This window comes from Pedobacter sp. GW822-FHT03F06 (genome assembly GCF_058801365.1).
Genome location: NZ_JBXANE010000002.1, coordinates 261,108 through 275,671, shown reverse-complemented (window position 1 = coordinate 275,671; position 14,564 = coordinate 261,108). Strand labels below are relative to the sequence as shown.

Sequence of the window (14,564 nt, the reverse complement as noted above, 5' to 3'; positions counted from 1 at the left end):
AGATTAAGGTTTTTCTATCAGGCAAACAGCATAAGAAACAACACCTTCTTCCCTGCCGATAAATCCCATTTGCTCATTGGTAGTGGCTTTTATCGAAATATCTTCGGTAGAAATTCCAATGGCTTCAGCAATATTTTGCTGCATGGCAGGAATATGAGGATTAATCTTTGGTGCCTCTAAACAAAGCATTGCATCTATATTGCCAATTTGCCATCCTTTTTCGGCCAGCAATTTAACCGTTTCTTTTAATAAGATCAGGCTACTGATGCCTTTCCACCTATCATCTGTATTCTTAAAATGGAAACCAATATCGCGAAGGTTGGCTGCACCTAAAAGTGCATCACAGATGGCATGAAGCAAAACATCAGCATCCGAATGCCCAAAAGCACCTTTATGATGATCTAATGTAACCCCACCAACAACAAAAGGATGTTGATCTTTTAACTGATGTACATCGAATCCGAAACCTACTCTAATTTTCATCTATATTTTGCTTTAGTCTTTTTTATCTTTTGCTTTTATTCTCGCCAAAGTTAAACAATAGACCAAAACGTAAGGTATTTGCAAGCGGACTAGTTTGTGCATTTGCAATTAAATAAGAGAAATCGATATTAAAAACGTTGTACTTTAACCCAACTCCTAAGGTAAAATAGCGGCTATCGCCTTTCATGGGGCTTTGGTAGTTGTAACCGGCTCTAACAGCAAACTGTTGGTTATACCAGTATTCCAATCCTGTAGAAATTCCAACTTCTTTCAGTTCTTCGCTAAAACCACCAGGTGCATCACTAAACGAACCAAAAATCCCCGCAGGAACGGATCGGTTTGGATCTTTTCCACTTACGATGTTATTGTTCGAATCGTATATCGGTTGTGTAGGCACCAACAATTTATTAAAATCGAGTGCAAATGTTAAAGTGCTAAAATCGTCCATCGTGAAAGTAGACGCCCCCCCTAGTTTAAAATTGGCAGGTAAAAAGAAGTTCTCCCCACCATCAGAATAGCTCATTTTTGTTCCGATGTTGGAAATATTAGCACCAGCAGAAAGAACAGCCTGTTTACCAAATACCGTTGTACTCGTTTTATACAATCCGGAAACATCAACTGCTATCGCATTTCCGCTGTGCACTTGCCCTGAGGATGCAAACTGACCGGAAACTAAATTTGAATAAATATATCTTAATGAAGCTCCCAATGAAAACTCTTTACCAAAATTACGGGCGAAAGAAACATCGAACGCCAGTTCATTCGGATTGGAAATTCCCAGGTCTTGTTGGTTGATGTCGGTAAGCTGAATAGAGCCTAAAGAAAAGTACCTTAATGAGGCACCAATGGTATTACGATCATCCAATTTATAAAAACCACTTAAATAAGCAAGATTAATATCAGGCACCAGGCTTTTTAACCATGGGCTATAAGAAACAGAAAATCCGTAAGGTTTATCTAAAAATGCAAGTTTAGAGGCATTAATGCTGGCTGAATTTACATCACCTGCAACGGCTACGCCAGCATCGCCCATTGCACCGGCACGGGCATCGGGTGTTATCAGCAGAAATGGAACTGCTGTTACAATATTGTTTGCCTCGCTACCATTTGTTTGGGTATTGCCTATGGTTACCTGAGCATTTGTTTTACCAAACACCAAGGCCATTGAGAGTGCAGAAAAAGCAAGTTTACTGATGTACTTGAAATTCATCCTTTAAAGGTACGTAATTTTAGATTTTGGTATTTAGCAATAACTGGAGAATATATTCTGTAACGTAAAACCAAAACTTATATTTCACCAAATTACGAATTCTATGATTATTTACTAATTAAACCTACGATTTTTACATACGGGTGTGACTGCAAAAAATGTAAACACATAACTAATAACCATTTAGCATCATAATTGAGCTGTTTTCTTTTTTCTATAAAAAATTATGTTCGATCTGTCAACTTAATAATCTTTAAATCAAATATGGTTAAATTATTGCAATCTCTATAAACTATAACAATACTCTTTTTTATATATGCGTATTTAAGTAGTCACTAAAAACATAAAAAATTAATATTGAGATGACCTGAACCGTAACAAAAGTAATTTCGCCTATTGGGCTAATGGCTTACTAACACTACTTCTCAATCATCTCCCTTTCTTTTTTATCTTGCTTATTTATAATTATTTAACCTAAATTTAACTGAAAAAGTAAGTAGACACAATACGATATAAAATAATACGTTATCACTCAAAAATATAATCGATATTTTATTACCACATTATTTATATATTCATTTAAAATTGTTTAATTTTATCGGTTGAATCCCTATAGGGACGATATTCCCAACGAACTATATGAAAAAACTATTACTATATTCTTTTACTTGTTTGTCATTAGCTGCCCTACTTACGAGCTGTAGCTCAAAAGGAGGGAACAGTTCTAGCAAAACAGGTATTCCTTATGCCGATAGGAAAAGCAAAAACAACCAATCTGGTGCATTTGCTGTAGCTACTCAATACAAGAGAGCTCCGGGGCCCGGTTTAATTCCAATTGAAGGTGGAGTTTTAGTTGTGGGTGGTAGCGCCATCGAGGTTGCAGGTGTTGAACCAAATATTTACAATTATAAAAGACAGGTTACTGTTCCATCTTTTTACATGGATGAAACTGAAGTATCGAATACCGATTGGTTAGAATACTTACACTGGATCAGATACAACTATCCTGAAGATCGCGAATTTTATTACAATGAGCTTCCTGACACTTTAGTGTGGCGCCGCGCATTATCTTATAACGAACCTTATGTGGATAACTATTTAAGGCACCCTGCTTATCGCGACTACCCTGTTGTAGGTGTTTCATGGGAGCAGGCATCACGTTATTGCGAATGGAGAACTTCGAGAGCTAACGAATTTATTCTACGCGAAAAAGGAATTTTAACTGATTATAAAACTTTAGCTGGTAATGGAAAAGGCAAGGCAGCTACTACAGCAGCGGCAACACCAAAACCAGACAAACCTTTTAATACTGATGCATATTTAAATGGCCAGTATGATGATAAGGGGAAGAATGCTCCAGTCGACTACAATACAAAATCAGGTGCAGCTACATCAACTGCGGGAGGAACAGCAGCCCCGGCAGCTGGAGGCAAAAACAATCAGCCACGAAGAACTGCAACACTAGAAGATGGTGTAATTATGCAGCCTTATCGTTTACCAACAGAAGCAGAATGGGAATATGCTGCTTTAGGTTTAATTGGCAATACGGAATACGAAAACATCAATCAGAATAAAATCTACCCTTGGAATGGTTTAGGTGTGAGTTCGGCCAAAAAGAAAACCAGAGGTATGATTCAGGCCAACTTTAAAAGAGCACCTGGTGATTATATGGGTGTTGGCGGTTCATTAAATGATAAAGGAGATTTAACTGTCCCGGTTATTCAATATACACCGAACGATTTCGGCCTATATAATATGGCAGGCAACGTGAATGAATGGGTTAATGATGTGTACAGAACGGGGACATTTACCGATGCAGATGCATTTAACCCATATCGTGGTAACTACTTTACCAATAAAAAACTGGAAGATTCACAAAGCGGGAAAATTGCATTAGATAAATATGGTAATCCGATTAAGGAAAATGCTTACGCTGGAAGAAAACAAACCTGGGCAGAAAAACAGGCACAGGCAAAACGTTCTGATTCGATTTCAAAATCGACTGATCCACAATCTCCAGTAGCATCAACCAGTTATCAGGCCGATCAGAGAGGTTACCGTGATAGACAAAACACCTTATTAAACGAAGAAGGTGTTACACTGGTTAACGATAAATCCAGAGTTTATAAAGGTGGTTCCTGGAATGATATGGCTTACTGGTTAAACCCCGCAACACGCCGCTTTATGCAACAAGATGAATCATCAGCAGAAGTTGGTTTCCGTTGTGCCATGACTATGCTTGGCGCACCAGAAATTAGTACCGCAGGAAAAAGAAATTTTAAAAACCCTCCTCAAAAACCTTACAGGGTAAGTAGAGGTAAATAAAAGAGGAAAGTCCCGACATTAAATCGGGACTTTTTTTTTACAGTTATATTTTGGTATATCTAACTTGAATAATTCAACCGAAATTCGTCATCTCGACTGAAACGCAGTGGAATGGAGAGATCTATCTAAACAGATTTAGCTTCGCTGAGCACTACGTGGTTCTCGACTTCGTTTCACTCCGCTCGAAATGACGTACCTCAGAGGCAAAAATTATTTAAACTGAATCAAAATCTGATTCTTCTCTACTTTATCGCCCTGCTTAATCAAAACTTTCTTGATCACACCATCGGTTGATGATTTCAGGATATTTTCCATCTTCATAGCCTCCAGCACCAATAGGTTATCACCTTTCTTTACCTCAGCGTTCTCTTCAGCCAAAACCTTTAGCACCAAACCGGGCATCGGCGCTTTAATTTCTGAAACTTTATTAGCGGCTAAATTATCCAGGCCCAGCTGTTTTAACAAAACATCAAACTGATCTTCTATGCTAATCTGATAAATATTACCGTTAACCTTTATTTTACAGGTTTTATCTGCTTTGTTAAGCTCAATTAGCTCTGTATTAAAAGATTTATTCTGGTATAAAACATGCGTACTATTATTCCCAATTGAACTCAGATCGAACTGAATAGGTGCTCCGTTTACCAAAAAAGATGACTCCTTCTTTTCAACCTCGAATAAAAACTGATCGTTTACTTTTACTTTATACATTTGTTATTGGGTTAAAGCATACTGAACCAAATTTGCACCCATTTTAAGCGCCTTAGTCCTCGTTTCTTGTGTGTCTTCAGGATAAGTACCGAAATCTTCCCAACCATTTCCCAAATCGCATTCAAAGGTATAATAGCACACTACTCTGCCTTTATATATCAATGCAAATCCCTGAGGTCTTTTATTATCGTGCTCGTGGATTTTTGGCAAACCTCCGGGAAACTTAAATTTCTGATTATAAATCGTATGGTTAGCGGGCAGTTCTACAAAACTCAGTTCTGGAAATACCTTTTTCATCTGCGGGCGGATAAATTTATCCAATCCATAATTATCGTCTATATGAAGAAAACCTCCACCTGTAAGGTACTGCCTTAAGTTTTTAACTTCCTGATCGTTAAAAACTACGTTTCCGTGGCCAGTCATATAAACAAATGGATAATTGAATATTTCTTTCGAGCCTACTTCAACAATGCTTTCTTCTGCGTAAAAATTGGTCTTCAAATTGGCATTACAGTAGGCAATTAAATTGGGCAAAGCGGTCCTGTCTGCATACCAATCGCCACCGCCGTTATACTTTAATTTGGCCATGCGGTAGGTTGGTGGAATAAAAGCAAAAAACATAAAGCTAAAAGCTAAAAGGCCAAAGCTGAAAGACCAAAGCTGAAACCTAGAAAACTGAAAACTGAAAACTGAAAATTTCAAATTGATTATCGGTTAAGGTAATTGATTTCAAAACAAACAGATAAAGCAGCCGTTTCCGTGCGCAATCTGTTATCACCTAAAGTTAATGCTTTAAAGCCTTTGTTCAAAGCTAAATTAACTTCATCAGGTGTGAAATCTCCTTCAGGACCAATAAGGATCAAGTATTTTTGATGTGGATTTACTAGTTTGGATATGTATTGTTTCTCTCCGTTATCAATACAATGTGCTATTAGTTTATCACCGTTAAATGGTTCTTTTAAAAAAGTTTCAAAAGAAATAGCATCGTTCAATTTGGGATGATAAGCTTTAATGGATTGTTTTACGGCAGAAGTAATCACTTTGTTGAGCCGATCTTCTTTAACAACCCTTCGCTCCGATCGATCGGTAATAATCGGTGTAATTTCATCAATACCCAACTCTGTTGCTTTTTCTAAAAACCATTCGATGCGGTCGATATTTTTAGTTGGCGCAACAGCGATATGCAGGTAATGATTTCTTTTATGAAACTCCGTTTCTACTTTTAAAATGGATAAGGAGACTTTTTTCGGATTATCAGAAGTGATTTCAGCAGTGTAAAAACCACCTTTCCCATCAACCAGGTTAACGATAGAGCCTATAGTAAGGCGAAGTACCCTAACGCAATGTTTGCTCTCTTCTTCGTTAAGCGTATAAGTATGCTGGGTTATATCTGGTGTATAAAAAATATGCATAGTTGAAATTAATGATTATCAACCATATCTGCTTTATTGATCACCAGTTCTAACTTGATTGTTTCGATATTCTGTTCGGTCTTTTTAAGAATGGTAAACAGGTAACCGTATGATTCGTTGCTTTCGCCTACCTCAGGGATACGTTCAAAAACATGAGAAACCAATCCGCCAATGGTATCGAAATCTTCATCCTCTGGTAAATCGTGAGGCAGATGTTCATTTACATCATATACAGTAGCGAATGCATTTACGATAAACTCATTGTCAGAAACTTTTTCTACCAGTGGTTTTTCCTCATCGTATTCATCCTGGATTTCCCCAACAAGCTCTTCAACAATATCTTCTAAGGTAACCATACCCGCTGTACCGCCAAACTCATCTAATACAATAGCGATCTGTATGCGGTTACTTTGCAATTCGCTCATCAGATCGTTAATTTTTTTGGTTTCTGTAACGAAATATGGTTTTCTGATGATATCGTTTAATGTCCAATGCTGATTACCCGCTGCAACCAATGGTAAAATATCTTTTGCATGGATAATCCCTACAATTTTATCCATAATATCATCGTAAACAGGCAAACGGGAATATCCTTCTTTAATAATCGTATCAATCACTTCTTCTTTTGGAGAAGTTAATTCAATACCCGAAATCTTGGTGCGGGGTACCATGATATTCTTCACCACCCGCTCATTAAAATCAAATACGTTTTTAATCAGTTCATGTTCATTATTATCCAATGCGCCGCTTTCTTTACCCTGGTCTAATAAATACTGAAGTTCTTCCGTACTGTGAAGTGATTCGTGCCCTCCGGAGGTATCAATTCCAAATGGCTTTAAAATAATAGCGGCCAGACTGTTTAATGTCCAGATGAATGGCTTAAATACCACATAAAATAGCTGTAATGGAACAGAAACGAATAAGGTTGTTGCTACCGGCCGTTGGATTGCAAATGATTTCGGAGCCAACTCACCAAATACAATATGCATAATGGTGATCACTGAAAACGCGACTACAGTTGAAGCCGAATGGATAAAAGCATCGCTAAAACCCCATTGCAAGCTATCGAAAAGGTTTTTGAAAATAGTATGCATAACGCCTTCACCTACCCAACCTAAGCCAAGTGATGCAAGCGTTATACCTAGCTGTGTGGCGGCCAGATATCCATCAAGATTATGGATAATCCCTTTGGCCATTTTGCCAACACGACTGCCTGTTTTTGCTTTAATTTCAATCTGTGATGCCCGGACTTTAACAATTGCAAACTCTGCTGCAACAAAAAATCCGTTTAGTAACACCAAAAATAATGCAAAGAATAATCGCCAGCCTACAGAAGTGGTATCGGGTTCTTGTAAAGCAACCAAAACTACGTTTGTGGGCAGGATTGCACTTAGCTCAAAATTTAAAAACAAACATACCGTGGGTAAATCCATTAAGCCAATTCTCTAAATGTTGTGTTATAAAGTTCTATGCTTTCTTTAATTACTTTATGCGCATAACGAACACCAAGTAAATGTTCGATCGTTACATTTTTATCTTCTAATGCTTTATAATCCTGAAAGAAACGAACAATCTCTTTCATTTGGTGTGGAGGCAATTCGTCTAAATCGTTGATGTAGTTTACCGACATATCGTGAGCAGCAACCGCGATAATTTTATCATCCTGCTCTCCGTTATCTACCATGTGCATTACACCTACAACTTTCGCTTCGATCAATGTCATTGGATAAACATCTACCGAGCAAAGCACCAGAATATCTAATGGATCTTTATCATCGCAATAAGTTTGCGGAATAAAGCCATAGTTTGCCGGGTACATTACTGATGAAAAAAGAACCCTGTCTAACTTGATCAGACCTGATTCTTTATCTATTTCGTATTTTGCTTTTGATCCTTTTGGAATTTCAATAATTGCGTTTACAATTTCTGGAACATTGTGTCCAGGAGATACGCTATGCCACGCGTGATGATCGTCTTTTGCCATTTTTAATTTAAATCTGTTTTATCCTCTTCAGGGCCACTCACTACTTTACTTTTTACAAAGGTAATTAATAATGGTATAGTTGTAATAAGGATAAAGCCAATAATAATATATAATAAATAATCGTTTATTTCTTTTTCAAATCTTTTGCCCAAAAAATAACCAAGCAAAGTTAAGGAACAGATCCAAAGTACCCCACCCACAACATTATATAAAGCAAATTTTTTAAAGTCCAGTTTTACAACCCCCGCAAAAATCGGTGCAAAAGTTCTAACAATTGGTACAAATCTGCCCATAATCAATGCAAAGGCACCTTGTTTATGATAATAATCTTCTGCCGCTTTTAAATATCGCTTTTTAAAAAAGAAACTGTCTTTTCTGGTATACAATACAGGACCAGTTTTACGTCCGAACCAATAACCTGTAAAATTACCAGAAATTGCTGCAATACATAAACCAGCTAAAAGCACCGCAATGTTCACATCGAGCTTTCCGGTTGCAACAAACATTCCGGCTAAAAACAACAAATAATCACCAGGAAGAAAAAAACCAAAAAACAGGCCTGTTTCTGCATAGATAACGAATACGACTAGATAGAAACCACCCTCCCTCAATAATTTCTCGGGATCAAGTAGCTGATGCAGGTTATTCCAAAAATCGTGCATATTCAATTATTCGTAAAACTACAAATAATTATCAAACAACAGCATACCTATATCAGGTTTAAAATAATTGCAGGATAAATACCTAGCACTAATGTTATTGCTACAGAAACCAATAGTACAACCTTATACTGCGCTGGGGCTGAAAGCTCCGTTTCTGCGCCATCTTTAAACCACATGGCTACAATTACCCTAAAATAATAATAGAAACCAACCAGTGCATTCAAAATCGCAAATGCAACAAGTAAGGTTTTATATTCGGTCATTACATTCAGGAACATTAAATATTTCCCAATAAAACCAGCTGTTAAAGGAATACCCGCTAATGAAAGCATTGCTACAGTTAAACATAATGCTACCATTGGATTACGTTTAGCTAAACCATTAAAACTTTCAAAGCTATCGCTACCTGTTTTTTGTTTTACCAAAATTAATACCGCGAAAGCGATAATTGATGCGAAAGTATAAGCTGCTGCATAAACCAATACGTTGTTTCCAGAGTTTTTGGTTAACACAATAAGCGAAAACAACAGGTAACCCGCATGCGAAATACTAGAGTATGCCAGCATGCGTTTGAAGTTCTTCTGGAACAGCGCAGTAACGTTTCCGATAAATAAGGTTAAACAAACAATCACCATAAGTGGTGCAACCCAAAAATCGTGAAGTGGCGCAAGTGCACCAGCAAACAATCTTAAGAAAGCTGCAAAACCTGCAGTTTTAACCACGGTACTCATAAAAGTGGTGATTAAAGACGGAGCGCCTTCGTATACATCTGGCGTCCAGAAGTGAAAAGGAGCCGCACCAACCTTAAAGCTTAATCCAATCATCATCAGGATAACGCCTGGATAGAATATTGGAGAAATTGCCTGACTATTTACCAGATAAGCTTGTATTTTATCCAAATCGAATGACCCCGTAGCACCATAAATTAACGTGATACCAAATAATAGAAAGCCTGTTGAGAAAGCCCCCATTAGAAAATACTTTAACGAAGCTTCATTAGAGGCAAAATCCTTTTTACGGATACCGGCCAAAATGTATAAACTCACCGACATGATTTCTAAGCCTACAAATAACATGGCCATATTTTTATATGATACCATCATGATCATTCCGGCAAGTGCAAAAAGAATTAGGGTATAATATTCGGCTATGTTATCGCTTTTAGCGTGGAAATAATTCTGTGTTAATAAAAAAATTAAAAGTGTACCGAGAATACAGATCCCGGAAAATGCCAGGGCGAAGTTATCTGTCTGCATCATCCCAAAATGAACAGCATTGCCGTTCCATGCGCAGAAAGTAAATCCTAGTGCAGTAAGTAAGCCAACAACGGTAAGTGGTAGTAATGCTTTATTTGCCTTAAACAAACCTGCATAAAGCACTATAAAAGCTGTTATACTAATGGTTATAATAATATTCATTGCTTAATTTACTGTGTTTAATTTTTGATTTACCTGCTCTAATAAATGTTGTACAGATGCCTCTGTTAAGTGTAAGATTGGTTTCGGATAAACACCCAAAACAATAATCAGTGCACATATGGTATAAAGAACCAATTTTTCAGTTCCTTTAATATCGGTGAAAGTGATGGTTAAACTGTTTGTTTCGCCCAGCATTACATTCTGATACATACGTAACATGTAAACTGCACCAAAGATAATGGTTAATCCTGCAATAGCTGCAGCCCAAATGCTGTAGTTGTAAACGCCCATTAGCAGTAAAAACTCACCTATAAATCCGTTTGTCCCCGGCAAAGCTACCGTACCCAAAACAATGATCAGAAAAGTAAGCGCCAACTGTGGTGCTACTTTAGCAATTCCGCCCAACTCTTCAATTTTATTGGTTTTAACACGAGAGAAGATAATATCCAAAACAAAAAATAAACCCACTACGTTAATACCATGGCTCAACATCTGTACCATCGCACCTTGCATACCTTGCTGGTTGAACGCAAAGATACCTGCTGATATTAATCCAACGTGAGCAATGGATGAATAAGCCACTAAACGTTTAGCATCTTTCTGTGTAAAAGCAATCAGCGAGGCGTAAACAATACCAATAATTGATAAAATAATAGCTACCTGCCCCCAATCGTGAACGCCTGCCGGAACAATTGGCAATAACCACCTAATTACACCATAAATACCCATTTTTAACATAATGCCTGATAACAGCATGGTTCCTTGTGTAGGTGCCGCCGTATACGTATCAGGCTGCCAGGTATGGAAAGGAAAAATTGGCATCTTAATGGCAAAAGCAATAAAGAAAGCCCAGAAGATCCATCCCTGTTGTGCGCTATCTAAGTTTAAAGCATAAAAGGCTTGAATATCAAAATTGTGTGCCGGGTTTTGAAGATATAAGTAAATAATACCCATCAACATAAATAATGAACCTGCGATGGTATACACGAAAAATTTCATGTTGATACGGATGCGGTCTTTTCCTCCCCAGATGGCGCAGATAAAGTAGATTGGAATTAGTGCTGCTTCCCATCCGATATAGAACAAAAATGCATCTAATGCAGTAAATACCAATAACAGGCCGCACTGCATAAACAAAATCAAAGCATAAAATGCAGCTGGATTTTTATACTCGTGGTTATAGCTCGATAAAATTATAATTGGCACCAATAAATTGGTTAGCAATACCACAAGCATGCTAATGCCATCGATACCTGCGTGGAAATTGATGCCTAAATCTGCAATCCATGGCAAATTAACCTCAAACTGGGTACTTGCATTTGGAATGAAATTACCGGCGATAACCAAAGCCAAAACCAAAGAAACAACCGAAAATACGGTCGAAACTATTTTAGCCGACTTACCAGCAAATGCAGTAATAATTGCACCTACAAGCGGAAGAAATATAAGTAGTAAAAGTTGTTCCATTATTTAATTTTGAACCCTTTTTATATGTAATAAAATGTATATGCAAGTAATGCGATGATACCAAATACCATCATAAATATATAGAAACCTACGTTTCCACTTTGTAGCAAACGAATACCTTTACTGGCTTCGTTAGTGCTCCATCCCAGTCCGTTCACAATTCCATCGATAAATTTGTTATCGATAATCCTATAAAAGAATTTCGAAAGTGCATCTAATGGTTTAGTGATCAGGAAATCATAAATTTCATCGAGGTAGAATTTATTATAGGATAATTTTGCCAGTGCCGAACGCGGCGCTTCATCAGCAACCGGAACGTGTGCTCCTTTTACATATCGGGTATAAGCATATAATAAAGCAATTACCGCGGCGGCTACCGAAACGCCCATTAAAGTATATTCTGTAGCATGGCTTAAATCTAATTCATGTTGTGCAACACCTGCTCCAGCTAACCAATGTGCCAGCCATTCGTTTCCACCAAAAACGTGCGGAAGATTGATTGCTCCACCAATTGCAGCAAGAATCGCTAAAATGATTAACGGTAAAGTCATCGCTGTTGGCGATTCGTGGATATGGCTTTCTGCATGGTGTGTACCACGGTATTTACCTGAGAAAGTCAGGAACATCATCCTGAACATATAGAATGCCGTTAAGAATGCGGTTAAAACCCCAACTCCCCAAAGTATTGGACTAGCCTGGAAAGCATGGGCCAAAATTTCGTCTTTTGAGAAGAAACCAGAGAATGGTGGTAAACCTGCAATAGCAATGGTACCGATCATCATGGTGGCAAAAGTAGTTTTAAGTTTTCCTTTCAATCCGCCCATGTGGCGCATATCCTGCTCATGGTGCATAGCATGAATAACCGAGCCTGCACCCAAGAATAATAGTGCTTTGAAGAATGCGTGGGTTAATACGTGGAAAAACGAACCTGTATAAGCGCCAACGCCTAGACCTAAAAACATATATCCCAGTTGAGATACGGTTGAATAAGCCAATACCTTCTTAATATCAGTCTGTGTTAAAGCTATAATTGCTGCAACTAAAGCGGTAGCCGCTCCAACAATGGCAATGATATGCTGTGTAAGCGGAGCAAGATCGAACAATATGCTCGAACGTGCAATCATATAAATACCCGCTGTAACCATGGTTGCTGCGTGGATCAAAGCTGAAACTGGTGTTGGTCCGGCCATTGCATCTGGTAACCACGTAAACAAGGGCAGCTGGGCCGATTTACCGCAGGCACCGATAAACAACAAGATGGTAATTAAAACCAGCGTATCATTACCTGGCAACATATTAGCCGCCTGAGGGAAAACTTTAGCAAATTCTACACTACCAAAAGTGGTGAAGATTAAGAATACACCTAACAAAAAACCTAAATCGCCGATTCGATTCATTACGAAAGCTTTTTTAGCTGCTGAGGCATAAGCACTGTTTGTATACCAGAAACCGATTAACAGGTAAGAGCATAAACCTACGCCTTCCCAACCGATAAACATCACGATGTAATTTGAGCCCAATACTAACAAAAGCATAAAGAATACAAACAAATTCAGATAAGAGAAAAACTTACCGAATCCTGCATCACCGTGCATATAGCTGGTTGAATATAAATGGATCAGGAAACCAATCCCAGTGATAATCAAAAGCATGATTGAGCTTAAAGGATCAACTAGAAAAGATAACGGAATGTGTAAAGCACCTGCGCTGATCCAATCGAATAAAAATACTTCGTGAGATTTTTGTGTGTCGCCTTGTAAACTAAAGAAAATAACTACGCTGATGATAAAGGAGGCGAAGATTACCCCGCTTCCGATGATACCAACAAGTCCTTTAGATAAAGAGTTTCTGCCTAGCCCATTAATTACAAACCCTAAAAAAGGAAGTAACGGAACCAACCAAATCAATTGTTCTATTGTCATTCTTATTATATATTTACCACTTAAGGCGATTTAAAACATTAATATCTACTGATTTCGTATTTCTGTAAACCATTACAATAATTGCAAGGCCTACTGCAACCTCTGCAGCTGCCAAAGCCATAATGAAAAATACAAAAACCTGCCCTGATGGGTCATTGTTATGAACCGAGAATGCTGTTAAAAGTAAATTAACCGCATTTAGCATCAGCTCAACCGACATAAAAATTACAATGGCATTTCTGCGCGTAAGTACACCGATTACGCCTATAGAAAAAATAATGGCACTTAAATAGATGTAGTGGTTTAGCGGAACGCCTGCTGCTTGTGTGAATAAATTTTCCATTATGCTTCTACCTCATCTCTTTTAGATAATAAAACGGCTCCAACCATTGCTGCCAATAGTAATAGAGATGACAATTCGAATGGTAATAAGAAAGGGCCAAAAAGCTCCTTACCTAGATTTTCTACCAATCCTAATCCTGGATTTTTCAAAATCAATGGACTGGTAATACTTGCCGATTTTAAAGAACCGATTAAGGTTACAACCAAACAACCACCTGCAATTACACCTACGATTTTGATCAGTGGCGATTTACTCGGTTCGGTTTCTTTGTTCAGGTTAAGCAGCATCAGTACAAAAAGGAACAATACCATGATGGCGCCCATGTAAACGATAAAGTTTACCACCGCTAAAAACTGTGCGTTTAATAACACATAGTGTACAGTGAAGGTAAAAAAGGTAAGGATTAAGTACAATACACTGTGGATCGGATTTTTTGCAAAAATCACCATCAGCGAAAAGATGATACTTAATGTGGCTACGAAATAGAATACTTGTGTACTCATTAATTAATTGTTTATTTATGTTCCATGGTTTGTATCTCTACAAACCATTATTTATATTTCGTTTCGTGAAGACACGAAACGAGGCTTAAGATTATTTAGCATGGTTCGTGAAGACACGAACCAT

The 14,564-nt window shown here is 37.8% G+C and carries 14 protein-coding genes; 1 reads left to right on the top strand and 13 read right to left on the bottom strand.

Annotated elements, in window-relative coordinates:
- Window positions 1-3 precede the first annotated feature (3 nt).
- Together ispF and porV are read right to left on the bottom strand one after the other, a co-directional pair.
- Window positions 4-483: a 2-C-methyl-D-erythritol 2,4-cyclodiphosphate synthase gene (ispF, locus tag AC1RJ8_RS03760; RefSeq protein ID WP_057931412.1), complete on the bottom strand. Its 480-nt coding sequence runs from the start codon at window positions 481-483 to the stop codon at window positions 4-6.
- Window positions 484-505: 22 nt separating this feature from the next.
- Window positions 506-1,693, bottom strand: coding sequence for a type IX secretion system outer membrane channel protein PorV (gene porV, locus AC1RJ8_RS03755; protein ID WP_492952577.1), 1,188 nt, complete (start codon window positions 1,691-1,693; stop codon window positions 506-508).
- Window positions 1,694-2,332: 639 nt separating this feature from the next.
- Here porV and AC1RJ8_RS03750 point away from each other — a divergent pair.
- Complete coding sequence (locus AC1RJ8_RS03750; protein ID WP_492952576.1) at window positions 2,333-4,018, top strand: SUMF1/EgtB/PvdO family nonheme iron enzyme; 1,686 nt, start codon at window positions 2,333-2,335, stop codon at window positions 4,016-4,018.
- A 210-nt stretch (window positions 4,019-4,228) separates the two neighbouring features.
- On the opposite strand, the gene AC1RJ8_RS03745 is transcribed toward AC1RJ8_RS03750, so the two are convergent.
- The 11 genes from AC1RJ8_RS03745 to AC1RJ8_RS03695 form a co-directional block, all read right to left on the bottom strand.
- Complete coding sequence (locus tag AC1RJ8_RS03745) at window positions 4,229-4,729, bottom strand: acyl-CoA carboxylase biotin carboxyl carrier protein subunit (RefSeq protein WP_492952575.1); 501 nt, start codon at window positions 4,727-4,729, stop codon at window positions 4,229-4,231.
- A 3-nt stretch (window positions 4,730-4,732) separates the two neighbouring features.
- Window positions 4,733-5,350, bottom strand: a complete 618-nt coding sequence (locus AC1RJ8_RS03740; RefSeq protein ID WP_492952867.1) for a DUF4159 domain-containing protein — start codon at window positions 5,348-5,350, stop codon at window positions 4,733-4,735.
- Window positions 5,351-5,436: 86 nt separating this feature from the next.
- Window positions 5,437-6,141: a 16S rRNA (uracil(1498)-N(3))-methyltransferase gene (locus AC1RJ8_RS03735; RefSeq protein ID WP_492952574.1), complete on the bottom strand. Its 705-nt coding sequence runs from the start codon at window positions 6,139-6,141 to the stop codon at window positions 5,437-5,439.
- 8 nt (window positions 6,142-6,149) lie between these two features.
- Window positions 6,150-7,574, bottom strand: coding sequence for a hemolysin family protein (locus AC1RJ8_RS03730; protein WP_426327292.1), 1,425 nt, complete (start codon window positions 7,572-7,574; stop codon window positions 6,150-6,152).
- A complete protein-coding gene (locus tag AC1RJ8_RS03725; RefSeq protein WP_025146339.1) occupies window positions 7,574-8,125 on the bottom strand; it encodes an inorganic diphosphatase in 552 nt (183 codons plus the stop codon). The genes AC1RJ8_RS03730 and AC1RJ8_RS03725 overlap by 1 nt, the downstream gene beginning before the upstream one ends.
- A 2-nt stretch (window positions 8,126-8,127) precedes the next feature.
- Window positions 8,128-8,787 carry a DedA family protein gene (locus AC1RJ8_RS03720; protein WP_086548880.1) on the bottom strand — a complete coding sequence of 220 codons (660 nt, stop codon included), beginning with the start codon at window positions 8,785-8,787 and terminating at the stop codon, window positions 8,128-8,130.
- A 47-nt stretch (window positions 8,788-8,834) separates the two neighbouring features.
- Complete coding sequence (locus tag AC1RJ8_RS03715) at window positions 8,835-10,205, bottom strand: NADH-quinone oxidoreductase subunit N (RefSeq protein ID WP_492952573.1); 1,371 nt, start codon at window positions 10,203-10,205, stop codon at window positions 8,835-8,837.
- 3 nt (window positions 10,206-10,208) lie between these two features.
- Window positions 10,209-11,672, bottom strand: coding sequence for a complex I subunit 4 family protein (locus tag AC1RJ8_RS03710; protein WP_492952572.1), 1,464 nt, complete (start codon window positions 11,670-11,672; stop codon window positions 10,209-10,211).
- Between the two features lie 20 nt (window positions 11,673-11,692).
- Complete coding sequence (gene nuoL, locus AC1RJ8_RS03705; RefSeq protein ID WP_492952571.1) at window positions 11,693-13,594, bottom strand: NADH-quinone oxidoreductase subunit L; 1,902 nt, start codon at window positions 13,592-13,594, stop codon at window positions 11,693-11,695.
- 13 nt (window positions 13,595-13,607) lie between these two features.
- Window positions 13,608-13,937 carry an NADH-quinone oxidoreductase subunit NuoK gene (nuoK, locus tag AC1RJ8_RS03700; RefSeq protein ID WP_029274746.1) on the bottom strand — a complete coding sequence of 110 codons (330 nt, stop codon included), beginning with the start codon at window positions 13,935-13,937 and terminating at the stop codon, window positions 13,608-13,610.
- Window positions 13,937-14,440, bottom strand: a complete 504-nt coding sequence (locus tag AC1RJ8_RS03695) for an NADH-quinone oxidoreductase subunit J family protein (RefSeq protein ID WP_029274747.1) — start codon at window positions 14,438-14,440, stop codon at window positions 13,937-13,939. Before AC1RJ8_RS03695 ends, nuoK begins: the two co-directional genes overlap by 1 nt.
- Between the last annotated feature and the right edge of the window lie 124 nt (window positions 14,441-14,564).

Coding starts and splice junctions, on each gene's coding strand:
- ispF (WP_057931412.1), bottom strand. CDS start 483: ATGAAAATTAGAGTAGGTTTCGGATTCGATGTACATCAGTTAAAAGAT.
- AC1RJ8_RS03725 (WP_025146339.1), bottom strand. CDS start 8,125: ATGGCAAAAGACGATCATCACGCGTGGCATAGCGTATCTCCTGGACAC.
- AC1RJ8_RS03710 (WP_492952572.1), bottom strand. CDS start 11,672: ATGGAACAACTTTTACTACTTATATTTCTTCCGCTTGTAGGTGCAATT.
- AC1RJ8_RS03735 (WP_492952574.1), bottom strand. CDS start 6,141: ATGCATATTTTTTATACACCAGATATAACCCAGCATACTTATACGCTT.
- AC1RJ8_RS03715 (WP_492952573.1), bottom strand. CDS start 10,205: ATGAATATTATTATAACCATTAGTATAACAGCTTTTATAGTGCTTTAT.
- porV (WP_492952577.1), bottom strand. CDS start 1,693: ATGAATTTCAAGTACATCAGTAAACTTGCTTTTTCTGCACTCTCAATG.
- AC1RJ8_RS03730 (WP_426327292.1), bottom strand. CDS start 7,574: ATGGATTTACCCACGGTATGTTTGTTTTTAAATTTTGAGCTAAGTGCA.
- nuoK (WP_029274746.1), bottom strand. CDS start 13,937: ATGGAAAATTTATTCACACAAGCAGCAGGCGTTCCGCTAAACCACTAC.
- AC1RJ8_RS03740 (WP_492952867.1), bottom strand. CDS start 5,350: ATGTTTTTTGCTTTTATTCCACCAACCTACCGCATGGCCAAATTAAAG.
- nuoL (WP_492952571.1), bottom strand. CDS start 13,594: ATGACAATAGAACAATTGATTTGGTTGGTTCCGTTACTTCCTTTTTTA.
- AC1RJ8_RS03720 (WP_086548880.1), bottom strand. CDS start 8,787: ATGCACGATTTTTGGAATAACCTGCATCAGCTACTTGATCCCGAGAAA.
- AC1RJ8_RS03695 (WP_029274747.1), bottom strand. CDS start 14,440: ATGAGTACACAAGTATTCTATTTCGTAGCCACATTAAGTATCATCTTT.
- AC1RJ8_RS03745 (WP_492952575.1), bottom strand. CDS start 4,729: ATGTATAAAGTAAAAGTAAACGATCAGTTTTTATTCGAGGTTGAAAAG.
- AC1RJ8_RS03750 (WP_492952576.1), top strand. CDS start 2,333: ATGAAAAAACTATTACTATATTCTTTTACTTGTTTGTCATTAGCTGCC.